Here is a 16,232-nt window from a genome sequence, read left to right as displayed (position 1 = left end):
GGCCCGGCGGATCAGCCGGCCGCGAGGAGGCGTTCGACCACGACGGCGACGCCGTCGTCGTTGTTGCCCAGCGTGGAGCCGGTGGCGGCGGCCAGGACGTCCGGGTGGGCGTTGCCCATGGCGTAGGAGGAACCGGCCCAGCTCAGCATCTCGATGTCGTTCGGCATGTCGCCGAAGGCGGCGACCTCCTCCGGGCCGATGCCGCGCTCGGCGCAGGCCAGCGCCAGCGTGCTCGCCTTGGAGACGCCGTACGCGCTGATCTCCAGCAGCGCGGTCGGGCTGGACCGCGTCACCGAGACCAGGTTGCCGAGGAGTGCCCGCGCCCGGGCCAGGAAGTCGTCCGGCGCCACCTCGCTGTGGTGGGCGAGGAGCTTGAGGACCGGCTGGGGCGTGGTGCCGGTGGACTCGGCCAGCAGCTTCTCGGCCGGGGCGATGCCCTGGGCGGGGTCCAGGTGCAGCGGCGGGTAGCTGAGCTCGTGGAAGAGGCCGCTGGTGCGTTCGACGGCGAAGCTGGTCCCTGGCGCGTCGGCACGCAGTGCCGCCACCACCCTGAGCGCGGTCTCCTCCAGGAGCGGGCGGATCCGGACGAAGCGCGGGCGGCCGCTCGCGTCGTCGGCGCCGAGATCGACCACGGCGGCGCCGTTCCCGCAGATGGCGAGGGCGTCGCCCTGCGCGTGGTCCCGGACCACCTCCATCCACCGGGCCGGCCGCCCGGTCACGAACAGGACGACGACCCCGGCCCGCTCCGCGGCGGTCAGCGCCGCGCGGGTGCGTGGGGAGATCGTCTTGTCGTCGCGGAGCAGTGTGCCGTCGAGGTCCGTGGCGATCAGGCGGATCGGAACGGACGGGGCGGCCGGGGTCCGGGGCAACGGCGTCACTGAGGTCACCCTTCGATTGTGACGCATATGCCAGCACGCGTGTGCGGGTCTTCGCACAGATGAGTACTTTCCATCGGTCGGGCACCCGGATGGCTGAAACCCGGCCTGGCGCCGCGACCGCCTCATCCAGGCCCCGGCGCAGCTCCCCTGGCGCCGGGAGGAGTCTGCTGAGCCGCACGTAGGCTCGGGACCATGAGCCTGCGACTGAGCACCGTCATCCTCCCCGTCGACCGCTGGCACGACGGCGGCCGCGCCAAGTGGCGGCGCGCCGAGGAGCTGGGCTTCCACACCGCGTACACCTACGACCACCTGTCGTGGCGGTCGTTCCGGGACGGGCCCTGGTTCGGCGCGCTCCCCACGCTGACGGCCGCCGCGACCGCCACCGAGCGACTGCGGCTGGGGACGCTGGTGACCTCGCCCAACTTCCGGCACCCGGTGACCCTCGCCAAGGAGCTGATCTCCCTGGACGACGTCTCCGGCGGCCGGGTCACCCTCGGCATCGGCGCGGGTGGCAACGGCTTCGACGCCACCGCCCTGGGGCAGGAACCGTGGACGCCCCGGGAGCGTGCGGACCGGCTGGCCGAGTTCGTGCCGCTCCTCGACCGGCTGCTCACCGAGGACGCCGTCTCCGAGCGCGGCACCTTCTACTCCGCCGAGGAGGCCCGGAACATCCCCGGCTGCGTCCAGCGGCCCCGGCTGCCGTTCGCGGTCGCCGCGACCGGGCCGCGGGGGCTGCGGCTGGCGGCGCGGTACGGGCAGGCGTGGGTGACGACGGGCGACCCGAAGCTGTTCGAGGCGGGGACGCCCGCCCAGTCGGACGCGGCGCTGCGCGGGCAGGTCGCCAAGCTCGGGGTGGCCTGCGAGGAGGCCGGGCGGGACGTGGCCGAGCTGGAGAAGACCCTGCTCACCGGGTTCACGCCGGAGCGGGCCCGGCCGCTGGACTCCGTCGACGCCTTCGTGGAGTTCGCCGGGCGCCACCAGGAGATGGGGTTCACCGAGATCGTGGTGCACTGGCCGATCGCCGACTCGGACTTCGCCGCCGATCAGGGCGTCTTCGAGAGGATCGCCACCGAGGCGGCCGGGCAGCTTTCCTGAGGCCGGACCGCACGGCGTGCGCGCCTCAGCCGCCCCTGCGCCCCAGCAGCCAGCCGGTCAGCTCCAGCGGCGACACGTACGCGCGGTGTTCGGCCCCGCAGGGGAGCGGGACGACGAGGTGGCAACTGGGCGGGAAGGCCCGGAGCCGGAGACGGACCAGGCCGCTGTATACCGAGGCGAGGAAGGCGGGGACCACCTCCCGGTCGAGGTCGTGGCACTCGACCCCCTCCACGCAGACCGACGCGTCCCCGTCCGCGAAGAGCCGCACCTGCACGGCGGGCGTCCCGCTCAGCTCGACGTACGCCTCGTGCGGGAGCGGCCGCTCCTCGTCCCCGACCGGCGGGTACGGGGCGACCGCGGCCCCGCGCGAGACCCGGTCGGCGCCGATGTCGTCAGTCACCTTGCACGTGCGGTGGAAGCCCTCGGCGACCTCGCGGACCGCTGTGACGGCCGCCCGCGTGGTGGGCAGGTGCGGGTAGCTCACTCGCCGAGTCTGCCGGGCGCCGAAGGGGTCGGCACCTCGGGTCCGCTGCATGGGGAAGGCGTGTGCGGGCGGTGCACGAGGGGCGTACGGGCCTGGGGCGATCGGCGCGGGTGTGGTCAGCGGGCGGCGGTCGGGGCCTTGGCGACGAGCGGGGAGGTGGCTTCGCGCACGGAACGGCCCGCACGGCTGGTTAGCCTCTGCAACTGTGCGTAATTCAACGATGTATTGAGGTTTGATCCACAGCAGGGGTGCGTTATCCACAGCGACCAGGGCTGCGTCTGTGGATAACTGCCGTCGGGTGTGGGCAACTTCGTACCCAGTCGGAGGTGATGGCGCATCAGTCGCGCGCGTAGACAACCGGGTTGAGGGCGGGGACCGCGCCGGTCAGGCACAGGCAGCGGCCCGCAGCGCCACATTCTCCGAGCTGCTCTGCCCCTGCTCAGGGAGAGAGCAATCGAATCCCCTCCCCGCCCTCACACAGGCGGGTTGAGCCGTGCGAAAGCGCGGGCCCCCTTCGGGGAGAGACGGGCGAGCAGGCGGCTTCCGCGGGCCTCCGGGGTGACCGGGACGACGGCGCTGTTGTCGAGCACCGACCGGAGGATGGCGTCGGCGACCTTCTCCGGCGGGTAGTTGCGCATGCCGTACAGCTTGGCGGCGCGCCGCTGACGCTTCGCCTCCTCGTCCTTGTCCGCGCCGGCGAAGCGGGAGGTGCGGGTGATGCCGGTGTTGACGAGGCCGGGGCATATCGCGGTCACTCCGATGGACTGCGGGGCGAGTTCGGCCCGCAGGCACTCGCTCAGCATGAGCACGGCGGCCTTGGACGTGCTGTAGGCGGGGAGCGTCTTGGAGGGGAGGTAGGCCGCGGCGGAGGCGAGGTTGACGATGTGGCCGCCCTGTCCCCGGTCGGCCATGTGGCGGCCGAAAAGGCGGCAGCCGTGGATGACGCCCCAGAGGTTGACGTCCAGGACGCGCCGCCAGTCCTCGGGGGTGGTGTCGAGGAGCGGGCCGGAGAGCCCTGTTCCGGCGTTGTTGACGAGGATGTCCACGGTGCCGTACTCGGCGCCGACCTTGGCGGCGAACTCCTCCATGGCCTGCTCGTCGGCGACGTCCACGGTCTCGGCCCAGGCGCGGGGAGCGCCCGCCGCGAGGGCCGCGCGGGCCGTACCGGCCGCCCCGGCACCGTCCCGGTCGGCCGCGACCACGCGCGCGCCGGCCGCGGCGAAGGCGAGCGCGGTGGCCCGGCCGATGCCCCCGGCCGCGCCGGTGACCAGCACCAGCTGCCCGGCGAACCGCTCCGCGTAGCGCGCGAGTGCCGCCCGCCGACGGGCGCTCCCCCGCGGGCGGCCCCCTTCGACCAGGGTGAGGGAGGTGGCGCGGCCGCTCTGGCGCAGGGCCTCCCGGCTGTCGACGAACTCGCCGATCCAGGCGGTGAGCTGGTCGGGCCGGGTGCGGGGGACCCAGTGCTTGGCCGGGATCGTGCGGCGGACGAGCTGCGGAACCCAGGACTCCAGCTCGTCGTAGAGCCGCTCCGACAGGAAGATGTCCCCGGTCGGCGTGATCAGCTGCACCGGGGCGTGGGCGTACGGGTCGGGGCGGGGGCGGCGCAGGCGGGTGCGGACGTTGTCCCGGTAGAGCCAGGCGCCGTGGGCGGCGTCGTTCCCCAGGGAGGGCGTCGGGTAGTCGCCCGCGGGGACCTTCTCCAGCCGCTCCAGGATGCGCGGCCAGCGCTTGCCGAGCGGGCCGCGCCAGGCCAGCTCCGGCAGGACCGGGGTGTGCAGCATGTAGACGTACCAGGACTTGGCGCCCTGGTTGACGAGCTGGGCCAGGCGGCGCGGGGTGGGGCGGGTGGCGCGCTTCTTGATCCAGTGCCCGAAGTGGTCGAGGGAGGGACCGGAGAGGGAGGTGAAGGAGGCGACGCGGCCGCGGGTGCGCTCGACGGTGGCGAACTCCCAGGACTGCACCGAGCCCCAGTCGTGCCCGACCAGGTGGACCGGCGCGTCGGGGCTGACCGCGTCGGCGACGGCGAGGAAGTCGTCGGTGAGCTTCTCCAGGGTGAAGCCCCCGCGCAGTGGCCGGGGCGCGGTCGAGCGGCCGTGGCCGCGGACGTCGTAGAGGACGACGTGGTAGCGGTCGGCGAGGCGGGCGGCGACGTCGGACCAGACCTCCTTGGAGTCCGGGTAGCCGTGGACCAGGACGACGGTGGGCCTGCTCGTGTCGCCCAGCTCCGCGACGCGCAGCTCCACCCCGCCTGTGTGCACCCAGCGCTCACGTGCGCCGCGCAGACCCCCCATGCCCCTGTACTCCGTCTCTCTCGTCGTTCGCGAGGGGTGCGGCCGGACCACGTCGGGCCCGCTCCGCACTTCCTTGCCGTGTCCTGGCGGGCGCCGCTCGCACCCGCCGGGCCGGCCGGTGCGTCTCCAGGGCCGACGGGCGTGGTTCCGCACCGTGGCACCGACGAATCTGGCAACCCCCGGCGGCTCCGTCAATAGGTGTGCACCAGCCTTGTGGACAGCTCTTCCAATAGCGGTCGGCGTTCAAACACGTGTGCTCCGCGCCCCGTTCCGCGACCCCGACGCGCTCCCGTACCCGGGTAGGGCCTCCCTTACGGGCTCGTAGTACCGGAGTCTGATGTGAGGACACCCCCGTGGTCTGACGACCTCTGTGGCACACGCCACTACGTTCGAGGTGTGACTGTGATCGCGACCGAAAGCCTGAGCAAGCGGTTCCCCAAGGTGACCGCGCTTGACCGGCTGACCATGGACGTCGGGCCCGGAGTGACCGGCCTCGTGGGGTCCAACGGTGCCGGGAAGTCGACGCTCATCAAGATTCTGCTGGGCCTGTCCCCGGCCTCCGAGGGACGAGCGGAGGTGCTCGGGCTCGACGTCTCCACCCACGGCGGCGCCATCCGCGAGCGCGTCGGGTACATGCCGGAGCACGACTGCCTGCCACCCGACGTCTCCGCCACGGAGTTCGTCGTGCACATGGCGCGCATGTCCGGCCTGCCTCCCACCGCCGCCCGGGAGCGCACCGCCGACACCCTGCGCCACGTCGGCCTCTACGAAGAGCGATACCGCCCGATGGGCGGCTACTCCACCGGCATGAAGCAGCGGGTGAAGCTGGCCCAGGCGCTGGTCCACGACCCGGACCTGGTCTTCCTGGACGAGCCGACCAACGGCCTCGACCCGGTCGGCCGGGACGACATGCTGGAGCTGATCCGGCGCATCCACGCCGACTTCGGCATCTCGGTCCTGGTCACCTCCCACCTCCTCGGCGAGCTGGAGCGCACCTGCGACCACGTCGTCGTCATCGACGGCGGCAGCCTGCTGCGCTCCAGCTCCACCGGCGACTTCACCGGGGCCACCACCACGCTGGCGGTGGAGGTCACCGACACCGAGGCACACCCGGACGGCACGGCCGCGCTGCTGGCGGCGCTGCACGACCGGGGCGTCACCGCCGGCCCGGGCGGCGTCCTCCCCGGCGCCGGCCACAGCCTGCTGCTGGAGGAGGCCGACGAGGAGACCCGCGACCTGGTGCGGGATCTCGTCGTCGACCTCGGCCTCGGCCTGGTCCGCATGGAGCAGCGCCGCCGCCACATCGCCGACGTCTTCCACGCGGACGCGGACGCGACCGGAGCCGGGCAGACCCCGGCCGCGAGCACGCGGCACGACCGATCAGGGCCTCCGCCGGCCGCCGCCGTCCCGGCGCCACCGGCCGCGAAGTCCCTCCGAGGCACGGCGGGAGGCGGTCGGTCATGACCGTGGACAGCACACAGATCCACAACATCGGCTACCGGAAGTACGACGGCCCACGCCTGGGCCGCGCCCACGCCCGGCGCGCCCTCTACTCGCAGAGCCTGCGCGGCGCCTACGGCCTGGGCCGGTCGGCCAAGTCCAAGGTGCTGCCGATGCTGCTGTTCGCCGTGATGTGCCTTCCCGCGGCCGTCATGGTCGCGGTGACGGTCACCACCGGCCTCAAGAGCCTCCCGGTCGACTACACCCGCTACGCCGTCGTCATGCAGGCCGTCATCGGTCTCTACATCGCCTCCCAGGCACCCCAGTCGGTCTCCCGGGACCTGCGCTTCAAGACGGTGCCGCTCTACTTCTCCCGCCCCATCGAGCGCGCCGACTACGTCCTCGCCAAGTACGCGGCGATGGCCTCGGCGCTCTTCCTCCTCACCGCCGTCCCGCTTCTGGTGCTGTACGCGGGCGCTCTTCTCGCCGAGCTCGACTTCGCCGACCAGACGGCGGGATTCGGACAGGGCATGGTCTCGGTGGCACTGCTCTCGCTGCTCTTCGCCGGGATCGGGCTGGTGGTGTCGGCGGTCACGCCGCGCCGCGGTTTCGGGATCGCCGCGGTCATCGCCGTCTTCACCATCACCTACGGCGCGGTCTCCACCGTCCAGGCCATCGCCTTCCAGCAGGGCAGCACCGACGCGGTCGGCTGGATCGGCCTGTTCTCCCCCATCACCCTGATCGACGGCGTGCAGACGGCCTTCCTCGGCGCCACCTCGGCGTACCCGGGCGGGGCCGGGCCCTCCACGGCCGGCGGGGCCGTGCACCTCCTCGTCGTCCTCGGCGTCATCGCCGGCTGCTACGGCCTGCTGATGCGCCGCTACCGGAAGGCCGGACTGTGACCACCCTGAGCATCGACCACGCCTCCCGCTGGTTCGGGAACGTCGTCGCGGTCAACGACATCACCATGACGATCGGCCCCGGCGTCACCGGCCTCCTCGGGCCCAACGGCGCGGGCAAGTCCACGCTGATCAACATGATGGGCGGCTTCCTCGCCCCCTCCACCGGCACCGTCACCCTCGACGGCCGCCCGGTCTGGCGGAACGAGTCGGTCTACCACCACATCGGGATCGTCCCCGAGCGCGAAGCCATGTACGACTTCCTCACCGGCCGCGAGTTCGTCGTCGCCAACGCCGAACTCCACGGCCTGGACGCCGCTTCCGCCGCCCGGGCCCTGGCCACGGTCGACATGGAGTACGCCCAGGACCGCAAGATCGCCACGTACAGCAAGGGGATGCGGCAGCGGGTCAAGATGGCCTCGGCGCTGGTGCACGAGCCCTCGGTGCTCCTGCTGGACGAACCGTTCAACGGCATGGACCCGCGTCAGCGGATGCAGCTCATGGAGCTGCTGCGGCGGATGGGGGACGAGGGCCGGACGGTGCTGTTCTCCTCGCACATCCTGGAGGAGGTCGAGCAGCTCGCCTCGCACATCGAGGTGGTCGTCGCGGGCCGGCACGCCGCCTCCGGGGACTTCCGCCGCATCCGGCGCCTGATGACCGACCGCCCCCATCAGTACGTGGTGCGCTCCAGCGACGACCGGGCGCTGGCCGCCGCGCTGATAGCGGACCCGTCCACCTCCGGCATCGAGGTGGACACCCGGGAGGGGATGCTGCGCATCCAGGCGGTCGACTTCGCGCGGTTCACCGAGCTGCTGCCCCGGGTGGCACGCGACCACGGCATCCGGCTCTCCTCGGTGTCGCCGTCCGACGAGTCCCTCGAATCGGTCTTCTCCTATCTCGTCGCGGCGTAAGGAGCCTTCAGCGATGTACGACCCCACGGTCGCCCGGCTCACCTACCGGGCACTGCTCGGCCGCCGCCGGGCCCTCATCCTCTTCGTCCTCCCCGCCCTGCTCATCGTCATCGCGGGCGCGGTGCGGCTCCTCACCGGAGCCGACGACAGCACGGCGGAGGCGGTCCTCGGCGGGTTCTCGCTCGCCGTCATGGTGCCGATCATCGGCGTCATCGCGGGCACCGGCGCCATCGCGCCCGAGATCGACGACGGCTCGGTGGTGTATCTACTGGCGAAGCCGATCAAGCGGCCCACGATCATCCTGACCAAGCTGATCGTCGCCATCGGCGTGACGATGGCGTTCTCCGCCATACCCACCCTGGTCGCGGGCTTCATCCTCAACGGCAACGGAGGACAGCTCGCCGTCGCCTACACGGTGGCGGCGCTGGTCGCCTCCATCGCCTACGCGGCGCTCTTCCTCCTGCTGGGCACCGTCACCCGGCACGCCGTGGTCTTCGGCCTGGTCTACGCCCTGATATGGGAGGGCCTCTTCGCCTCGCTCATCAGCGGAGCCCGCACTCTCAGCGTGCAGCAATGGGCCCTGGCGATCGCCGAGAAGGTGACCGGCGGCGACGCCGTCACCTCCGACGTGGCGCTGCCGACGGCGGTGATCCTGCTGGTCGCGGCGACCGTACTGGCCACCTGGTACGCGGGCCAGAAGCTGCGGAGCCTGACGGTGGCCGGGGAGGAGTGACCGGAGCGGGGCGCGGGGCAGGAGCCCCGTTCCTCGTCCGGGCACGGGCCCGGACGAGGGCAGGGGATCTGAGCCGCGGGCGACCGGCTCCCCTCGTGGCCAAGGTCAGCCGGTGAGCAGGCGCTCCAGGACCACGGCGATGCCGTCCTCCGCGTTGGAGGTGGTCAGCTCGTCGGCGACGGCCTTCAGCTCGCGGTGGGCGTTGGCCATGGCGACGCCGTGGCCGGCCCACCCGAACATCGGGATGTCGTTCGGCATGTCGCCGAAGGCGATGGTCTCCGGGCCCTTGGTGCCGAGGCGCCGGGCCGCCAGCGAGAGCCCGGTGGCCTTGGAGAGGCCCAGTGGCAGCAGCTCGACCACGCCCGGCCCGGCCATCACGACGCCGACCAGGTCACCCGCGATCCGCAGCGCGGCCGCGGCCAGCTCGTCGTCGTCCAGCGTGGCGTGCTGGAGGTAGACCTTGCTGATCGGGGCGGCCCACAGGTCGGCCCGGTCGGTGGAGGGGATCGAGGCGAGGGGGCCGTCCTGGACCCGGTAGCCGGGGCCGATGAGCACCTCGCCGTCCAGCCCGTCGCGGGCGGCGGCGAGCAGCAGCGGCCCGATCTCCGCCTCGATCTTGTCGACGGCGAGACCGGCGAGGCGGCGGTCCATCGTCAGGGAGGTGAGGAGCCGGTGCTCCCCCGCGTGGTAGACCTGCGCTCCCTGGCCGCAGACGGCGATGCCGTCGTAGCCGAGGTCGTCGAGGACGTGGCGGGTCCAGGCGACGGAGCGGCCGGTCACCACGATGTGCGCGGCACCCGCCGCGGTGGCCGCGGCGAGTGCCTCACGGGTGCGTTCGGAGACCGTGTCGTCGGGCCGCAGCAGCGTTCCGTCCAGGTCGGTGGCGACGAGCTTGTACGGGAACACGGGTGCGGAACGGACGGGGTTCACGTGGCGAACGGCTCCAGACTGGGTGGCTACTGCGGGTCGAGGGTGGCGCGTCCGCCGAGGTACGGGCGGAGAACCTCCGGCACCCGCACGGAGCCGTCGGCCTGCTGGTGATTCTCCAGGATCGCGACGATGGTGCGGGGGACGGCGCACAGCGTGCCGTTGAGCGTCGCCAGCGGCTGGACCTTCTTGCCCTCGCGCATCCGCACGGACAGGCGGCGGGCCTGGAACTCCGTGCAGTTGGAGGCGGAGGTCAGCTCGCGGTACTTGCCCTGGGTCGGGATCCACGCCTCGCAGTCGAACTTCCGCGAGGCCGACGAGCCGAGGTCGGCGCTGGCCACGTCGATCACCTGGAAGGGCAGTTCCAGGCTCTGCAGCCACTGGATCTCCCAGTCGAGGAGCCGCTGGTGCTCGGCCTCGGCCTCCTCCGGCGCGACGTACGAGAACATCTCGACCTTGTCGAACTGGTGGACGCGGAAGATGCCCCGGGTGTCCTTGCCGTACGTGCCCGCCTCGCGGCGGAAGCACGGGGAGAAGCCCGCGTACCGCAGGGGCAGCTTGTCGGCCTCGACGATCTCGTCCATGTGGTACGCGGCGAGCGGGACCTCGGAGGTGCCGACCAGGTAGAAGTCGTCCTTCTCCAGGTGGTAGACGTCCTCGGAGGCCTGGCCGAGGAAGCCGGTGCCCTCCATGGCGCGCGGGCGGACGAGCGCCGGGGTCAGCATCGGGGTGAAGCCGGCGGCGGTGGCCTGGGCGATGGCGGCGTTGACCAGGGCCAGCTCCAGCAGGGCGCCGACGCCGGTCAGGTAGTAGAAGCGCGAGCCGGAGACCTTCGCGGCGCGCTCGACGTCGATGGCGCCGAGCGCCTCGCCGAGCTCCAGGTGGTCGCGGGGCTCGAAGCCCTCGGCGGCGAAGTCGCGGATGGTGCCGTGCTCGGCGAGGACGGCGAAGTCCTCCTCGCCGCCGACCGGCACGTCGGGGTGGACGACGTTGCCCAGGCGGAGCAGGAGCTGCTTGGCCTCCTGGTCGGCGTCGTCCTTCTCGGCGTCGGCGGCCTTGACGGCGGCGGAGAGTTCGCCGGCCTTCTTCAGCAGCTCGGCCTTCTCGTCACCGGTGGCCTTGGGGATGAGCTTGCCGAGCGACTTCTGCTCGGAGCGCAGCTCGTCGAAGCGGACGCCGGACGACCTGCGCCGTTCGTCGGCGGAGAGCAGGGCGTCGACGAGCGCGACGTCCTCTCCACGGGCGCGCTGGGAGGCGCGCACACGGTCGGGGTCCTCACGAAGCAGGCGAAGGTCAATCACGTCCTCCAGGCTACCGGTGCCGCCTCGCGCCCTACGACTCGATATCGAACCCGGTGCGAAACGTCCTCTTCGCCCGGCGCGGCAGGCGGCCCCGGCCCGGCGGGCGCGAGCGTGGGGGCGTAGGGGACCATGCGGACCACCTCCGTCCGGTGGGTGGCCCGCAGCCCGTTCTGTCAGGATTCCCGGCTCCGGAGCGCATGGATTCCGGTCCGGATTTCACGAGTGCCGAAACGGGCGGAACTCCGGAAACAGGGCGGGCGGCGCTGAAGGATTCCGGGCGGGAGGGGCGCCGTGGCAGTGGTGAAGAAGGCCGTGGCAGCCGTGAGAAAGCCGCACGCGGGCCGGGCCTCTCCCCTTCCCACCAGCGAGATCCGTCCCGGAACGATCCGACTCCCGCTCGAAAGCGCCTACTTGGGGCCTCCTCTCCCTGTTGTTGTCCACAGGAAAGGCGTGTCGCCGAAAGTTATCCACAGGCTGTGGGGTTGATCTGTGGATGCCGGAACGTGGGCTTCCGGAAGGGGTGTCCCGGTCGCGGGATTCCCGGATCAAACCCCGTGCACCCGCGCTTTCGAGTGGAAATGGTTCACCTCAAAGGGTTGATCACGAGAATTAAGGTGACGGGACCCCTTTTGGAGCAGTGTGCAGCCGTTGGAGCCAGTTCGCCGATTTGTCGATGATGCCGCCCTCACGTGTCGACTTGTCCCCAGGTCGAGAGCCGTGCCTGTGGATAACTCTGTGGACAAGAGGAACCGGCAGGTGGGGCCCGTCATGAGGGGGCGTTTCGAGGGCGCCCCGCCCCGGAAGAGCCCGCTCAGAAACGTTCAGAACCGTCCGTCCTGGCACCGGTTCAGCCAGTCGGCCGCCGATACGTACTCCCCGTCCGAGGTCCCCGGGCGCAGCGGCGCCAGGTCCTCAGGGCGGGCGTCGGCGCGCGGGTAGGAGCCGAGGAAGCGGACGTCGGGGCTGAGCCGCTTGAGCCCCATCAGCGCCTCGGCCACGCGGCGGTCGGCGATGTGCCCCTCGGCATCGACGGCGAACCAGTAGTTGCCGATGCCCGCGCCGGTCGGCCGGGACTGGATCAGCATCAGGTTGACCCCGCGCACCGCGAACTCCTGGAGCAGCTCCAGCAGAGCGCCGGGCCGGTCGGGACCGAGCCAGATGACGACCGAGGTCTTGTCGGCGCCCGTCGGCGCGGAGGGCCGGGCCGGGCGGCCCACCAGGATGAACCGGGTCTGCGCGTTCTCCGCGTCGTGGATCTCGGTGACCAGCGGCTCCAGCCCGTAGGTGGCGGCCGCGAACTCTCCGGCGAAGGCCGCGTCGTACCGGCCCTCCTGCACCAGGCGCGCGCCGTCGGCGTTGGAGGCGGCAGATTCCCACTGGACCTCGGGGAGGTGGGCGGCGAGCCAGTTGCGGACCTGGGCCTGGGCCGCCGGGTGCGCGGTCACCGTCTTGATGTCGCTCAGCTGGGTGCCGGGGCGTACCAGCAGGGCGAAGGAGATCGACAGCAGCACCTCGCGGTAGATCATCAGCGGCTGTCCGACCGCCAGCTCGTCGAGCGTGGTGGTGATGCCGCCCTCCACCGAGTTCTCGATCGGCACCAGGGCCGCCGCCGCCTTGCCCGCGCGGACCGCGTCGAGGGCGGCGGGCACGGAGACCATCGGGGCGAGTTCCCGGGTGGCGGCCTCGGGGAGCTGACGGAGCGCGGCCTCGGTGAAGGTGCCTTCGGGGCCCAGATACGCGTAGCGGGTGGCTGACATGACGGAAACCCTAGTCTCCCCGTGGCCGTCCGCCGTCTCCCCGACCAACCACCGGACGGAGCCTTTCGCTCTGCGGATCGCACCGCAGGTCACGGGTCGGCCCCCATCCCGAAGTCCCGGCCGCGCCCGGCCGCGTCACCCCTCCAGCAGCTCCTGCCCCACGTACCCGCCCTCCGCCGCCCCGCCCGGGACCGCGTACAGCCCGCTCGCCTCGTGCCGGATGAACGCGGAGAGGGCGTCGCCCCGGTCGAGCTTGCGCTGGACGGGGACGAAGCCGCGCAGCGGGTCGGCCTGCCAGCAGAGGAAGAGCAGCCCCGCGTCGGGCACGCCCTTGTCGTCGATGCCGTCGTGGTACGAGAAGGGGCGCCGCACCATGGCGGCCCCGCCGTTCTGGTCGGGGCGGGCGATGCGGGCGTGCGCGTTGAGCGGGATGACCAGGTCGCCGTCCCTGCCGACGCGCTCCAGGTCCGGCTCGGTGGTCTCGTCACCGCCGGTGAGCGGCGCGCCGTCGGCCTTGCGCCGCCCCATCACCGCCTCCTGTTCGCGGACCGGGAGCTGCTCCCAGTCGTCGAGGAGCATCCGGATACGGCGGAAGACGACGTACGAGCCACCCGCCATCCAGGCCGGATCGCCGTCGGCGGGCACCCGGACCCGGGCCTCGAAGTCCTCGTCGGAGGGGGCCGGGTTGTTGGTGCCGTCGATCTGGCCCATCAGGTTGCGGGTGGTCATCGGCCGTTCGGTGGCGCCGGGGGAGCGGTTGAAGCCGTCCATCTGCCAGCGGACCCTGGCGGCCTGGCCGGCGTCCTTCTGCACGGCTCGCAGCGCGTGGAAGGCGACGAGCGCGTCGTCCGCGCCGATCTGCACCCACAGGTCGCCGTTGCTGCGTCGGGCGTCGAGCCGGTCCGAGGAGAACTCCGGCAGCGGATCCAGCGCGGCCGGCCGCTGCTTCTCCAGGCCGGTACGGGCGAAGAAGCTGTGCCCGAACCCGAAGGTCACCGTCAGCGCGGACGGCCCCGCGTCCAGGGCGATCCCGGTGTCGTGGCCGCCCGCCGGCGCGGGCTCCCCCGCCATCAGCCGGGCCGCCGTCTGCGACCAGCGGCGCAGCAGCGCAGCCGCCTCCTTGCGGCCCGCCCCCGGCGCCAGGTCGAAGGCGATCAGATGGCCCCGGGCGTGCAGCGGCGTGGTGATGCCCGGCTGATGTTTCACGTGAAACATCTCCCGCCGGGAGCCCACCTCGGTCAGCGGCGTCACGCTGTCGGAGGGAGCCGCCGCCGTGTAACCGGCGGCGGCGCCCGTCACGCCGAGGGCGAGGCCGGTCGCCCCGGCGGTGCCGAGCAGGCGCCGCCGGGTCACCGGCCGCTGGAGGGGGGTGTCCGCCATGGTGGTTCAGCCGATCCTTGCGTTCTTGCTCACGGTCACCTGATCGATGTCGGAGGTCCGGACGGTGACCGCGACCGTCCACCGACCCGCCAGCGGAATCTGCACCCCGGCGGCACTCCAGTGTCCTTCGGAGATGCGGTCCAGCGGAGCGGTGAGCGGACCGAGCTCCTGCGCCTTCAGCGTCAGCGCCACCTTCACCTCCGGAACGTCCAGCGGCTCCTTGCCGGGCCCCTGGACGTAGACGTGCAGCGCGTTGTCGCCGCTCCGCCCGGGGTCGACGTCGAGGAGCACGGTGCCCTTGCCGTCCTTGCCGCCCGTGTCGAACGGCACGTTGAGGGAGACGGGACCCTGCTGCTGGGCGGCGGCCGCCGAGGTACCGGCTGCCGCCTCCTCCTCGGTACGGCCCGGCTCCGTCGTCGTCAGCACCGTGGTGACCGCCAGGACGACCACCGCGATCCCCGCCTCCAGCAGCACCGAGCGCCGCAGCCCGGACCGCTCCGGGTCGCCGTCCCGCCGCTTCTTGCGGGCGGCGGCCGAGGTGGCCTCCTGCTGGCGCCGCAACTGGGCCTCCCGCGCCGGGTCGGCCTGCGCCGGGACCCGGGCGCCCGCCACGGGCTCCGCCTCTGACGCGCCGTCCTCCTCGTCCCCGGCCCGCGCGACGGCCACCTGGCCCTCGGCACGCGGGACCGCCTCGGCCCGGGCCACCCCGACCTCCGTACGCTCCCCGCCGTCGGTGTCCGACCGCGACCCGTCGGCGTCCGCGTCCGAAGCCGGGCGGGCAGCGGCGTCCGCGACCGGAGGCGTCGCATCCAGCTCCTCGTCCCCGGCCCCCTGCTCCTGGGCCTCGGCGCCCGCCGGCGCCTCCCCCAGCCGCCCCGTCCACCGTCGCGACAGCCCGGCCACCGCCACCAGTACCGCGACCAGCCCGATCTTGACCAGCAGCAACTGCCCGTACGAGGTGCCGGTCAGCGCCGACCAGGAGCCGACCTGACGCCACGACTGGTAGAGCCCGGTCAGCGCCAGCACCACCACGGAGCCGAACGCCACCCGGGAGAACCGCCGCACGGCGGAACGCTCCACGGACGGGCCCCGGTACAGCGCGACCAGCAGCGCTGTGAGCCCGCCGAGCCATGCCGCGACGGCGAGCAGGTGCAGCACGTCCACCGGCATGGCGATGCCCGCCTGGAGCCCGGTCGAGGCGTGCTCGGACATCGCCCAGGTCGCCGCGAGCCCCGCCGCGACCACGGCCCCGCCGATCGCCAGCCCGAAGGTCAGATCACGCCGCTCCTTCGGGTCCTCGCGCCGCGCGTACGTACCGAAGAGGACGGCGACGAAGAGGGCTGCTGCGGCCAGCAACAGCAACCGGGAGACGAGCGCCGCCCCGGTCTTCGTCTCCAGCACGCCGCCGAGCACAGCCAGGTCGAAGAGGTCCGCCAGCTTGCCGGAGCCCGTGTAGGGCCCGCGCAGCAGCAGCATCGCGAGGGTGGCCGCGGTCAGCCCGACCCAGCTGAACGCCACCAGCCGCTGCATCGGCCGCGCCCCGGCCCCGCGCGGCCAGCAGGTCAGCACGAAGGCGGCCCCGCCGACCAGCAGGGTGAACCCGGCGTACGAGAGGTAGCGGGCGATGCCGTAGAGCGCGCCGACGGCGCCGCCGCCCGCGGCCTGGTCGGGGACGGCCGCGCTGGTCTCGGAGGGCGCGCCGATGGAGAAGGTGAACGCGCCCACGACCGGGTGGCTGTCGGCCGAGACGACCTGGTAGGCGACGGTGAAGGTGCCGTCGGGGAGTCCGGCGTGCAGCTTCACCGCGTACTGGGCGCCGCCCGAGCCGAGCGACCGCGGTGCCTCCTCGGTGTCGACGCGCTTGCCCGACGGGTCCAGGACGCGGATCGCGTCCTCGTCGACCGCGATCTGCTCGGAGAAGGTGAGCGAGACCTCGGTCGGTGCCTGCTCGACCACCGAGTCCTGCTGCGGGTCGCTTCCGGTCAGCGCCGCGTGCGCCCCCGCACTCCCGGCCCCGGCCAGCACTACGAGCCCGGCCATGACCACGGCGAGGAGTACGGCCAGCAGCCGTACGGCGGCCTGGCCCCCTGGTGCCGTGCCACCTCTGCGGAGGCCGGTTTCCGTGCTGGTCATCAG

General features: G+C 72.7%; 13 protein-coding genes. 5 read left to right on the top strand and 8 right to left on the bottom strand.

Annotated features, from left to right (window positions below; genetic code table 11):
• Positions 1–11 precede the first annotated feature (11 nt).
• Positions 12–905: a Cof-type HAD-IIB family hydrolase gene (locus tag ACFWMZ_RS14570; RefSeq protein WP_383201753.1), complete on the bottom strand. Its 894-nt coding sequence runs from the start codon at positions 903–905 to the stop codon at positions 12–14.
• A gap of 165 nt (positions 906–1,070) precedes the next feature.
• On the opposite strand from ACFWMZ_RS14570, the gene ACFWMZ_RS14565 reads away from it, so the two are divergent.
• Positions 1,071–1,973 (top strand): LLM class flavin-dependent oxidoreductase, encoded by a 903-nt coding sequence (locus tag ACFWMZ_RS14565; protein WP_383201750.1) that lies wholly within the window; start codon positions 1,071–1,073, stop codon positions 1,971–1,973.
• Positions 1,974–1,998: 25 nt separating this feature from the next.
• On the opposite strand, the gene ACFWMZ_RS14560 is transcribed toward ACFWMZ_RS14565, so the two are convergent.
• Positions 1,999–2,457, bottom strand: a complete 459-nt coding sequence (locus tag ACFWMZ_RS14560) for a hypothetical protein (RefSeq protein ID WP_383201748.1) — start codon at positions 2,455–2,457, stop codon at positions 1,999–2,001.
• 473 nt (positions 2,458–2,930) lie between these two features.
• On the bottom strand, positions 2,931–4,748 hold the full coding sequence (locus tag ACFWMZ_RS14555; RefSeq protein ID WP_383201745.1) for an SDR family oxidoreductase: 1,818 nt from the start codon (positions 4,746–4,748) through the stop codon (positions 2,931–2,933).
• Positions 4,749–5,150: 402 nt separating this feature from the next.
• Here ACFWMZ_RS14555 and ACFWMZ_RS14550 point away from each other — a divergent pair, with 402 nt between their 5' ends.
• From ACFWMZ_RS14550 to ACFWMZ_RS14535, 4 genes are read left to right on the top strand one after another with little or no spacing between them, the layout of a single operon-like run.
• Positions 5,151–6,212, top strand: coding sequence for an ABC transporter ATP-binding protein (locus ACFWMZ_RS14550; RefSeq protein WP_383173051.1), 1,062 nt, complete (start codon positions 5,151–5,153; stop codon positions 6,210–6,212).
• Positions 6,209–7,090, top strand: coding sequence for an ABC transporter permease (locus ACFWMZ_RS14545; RefSeq protein ID WP_383172876.1), 882 nt, complete (start codon positions 6,209–6,211; stop codon positions 7,088–7,090). Before ACFWMZ_RS14550 ends, ACFWMZ_RS14545 begins: the two co-directional genes overlap by 4 nt.
• Positions 7,087–7,998: an ABC transporter ATP-binding protein gene (locus ACFWMZ_RS14540; RefSeq protein WP_383172874.1), complete on the top strand. Its 912-nt coding sequence runs from the start codon at positions 7,087–7,089 to the stop codon at positions 7,996–7,998. The genes ACFWMZ_RS14545 and ACFWMZ_RS14540 overlap by 4 nt, the downstream gene beginning before the upstream one ends.
• Before the next feature lie 13 nt (positions 7,999–8,011).
• Complete coding sequence (locus ACFWMZ_RS14535; protein ID WP_383172872.1) at positions 8,012–8,731, top strand: ABC transporter permease; 720 nt, start codon at positions 8,012–8,014, stop codon at positions 8,729–8,731.
• Positions 8,732–8,836: 105 nt separating this feature from the next.
• Here ACFWMZ_RS14535 and ACFWMZ_RS14530 read toward each other — a convergent pair whose 3' ends face one another.
• From ACFWMZ_RS14530 to ACFWMZ_RS14510, 5 genes are all read right to left on the bottom strand, one after another.
• Positions 8,837–9,661, bottom strand: coding sequence for an HAD family hydrolase (locus tag ACFWMZ_RS14530; protein WP_383172870.1), 825 nt, complete (start codon positions 9,659–9,661; stop codon positions 8,837–8,839).
• Between the two features lie 26 nt (positions 9,662–9,687).
• Positions 9,688–10,959 carry a serine--tRNA ligase gene (serS, locus tag ACFWMZ_RS14525; RefSeq protein WP_383172868.1) on the bottom strand — a complete coding sequence of 424 codons (1,272 nt, stop codon included), beginning with the start codon at positions 10,957–10,959 and terminating at the stop codon, positions 9,688–9,690.
• A gap of 821 nt (positions 10,960–11,780) precedes the next feature.
• Positions 11,781–12,716, bottom strand: coding sequence for a prephenate dehydratase (pheA, locus tag ACFWMZ_RS14520; RefSeq protein WP_383172866.1), 936 nt, complete (start codon positions 12,714–12,716; stop codon positions 11,781–11,783).
• Positions 12,717–12,851: 135 nt separating this feature from the next.
• A complete protein-coding gene (efeB, locus tag ACFWMZ_RS14515) occupies positions 12,852–14,096 on the bottom strand; it encodes an iron uptake transporter deferrochelatase/peroxidase subunit (protein ID WP_383201742.1) in 1,245 nt (414 codons plus the stop codon).
• Positions 14,097–14,102: 6 nt separating this feature from the next.
• Positions 14,103–16,229, bottom strand: coding sequence for a copper resistance protein CopC (locus tag ACFWMZ_RS14510; RefSeq protein WP_383201739.1), 2,127 nt, complete (start codon positions 16,227–16,229; stop codon positions 14,103–14,105).
• Between the last annotated feature and the right edge of the window lie 3 nt (positions 16,230–16,232).

The organism is Streptomyces sp. NPDC058373, assembly GCF_042723275.1.
Classification (GTDB): Bacteria; Actinomycetota; Actinomycetes; order Streptomycetales; family Streptomycetaceae; genus Streptomyces.
The sequence above is the reverse complement of the archived record's forward strand: the minus strand, read 5'-3'. Positions and strand labels throughout refer to the sequence as shown.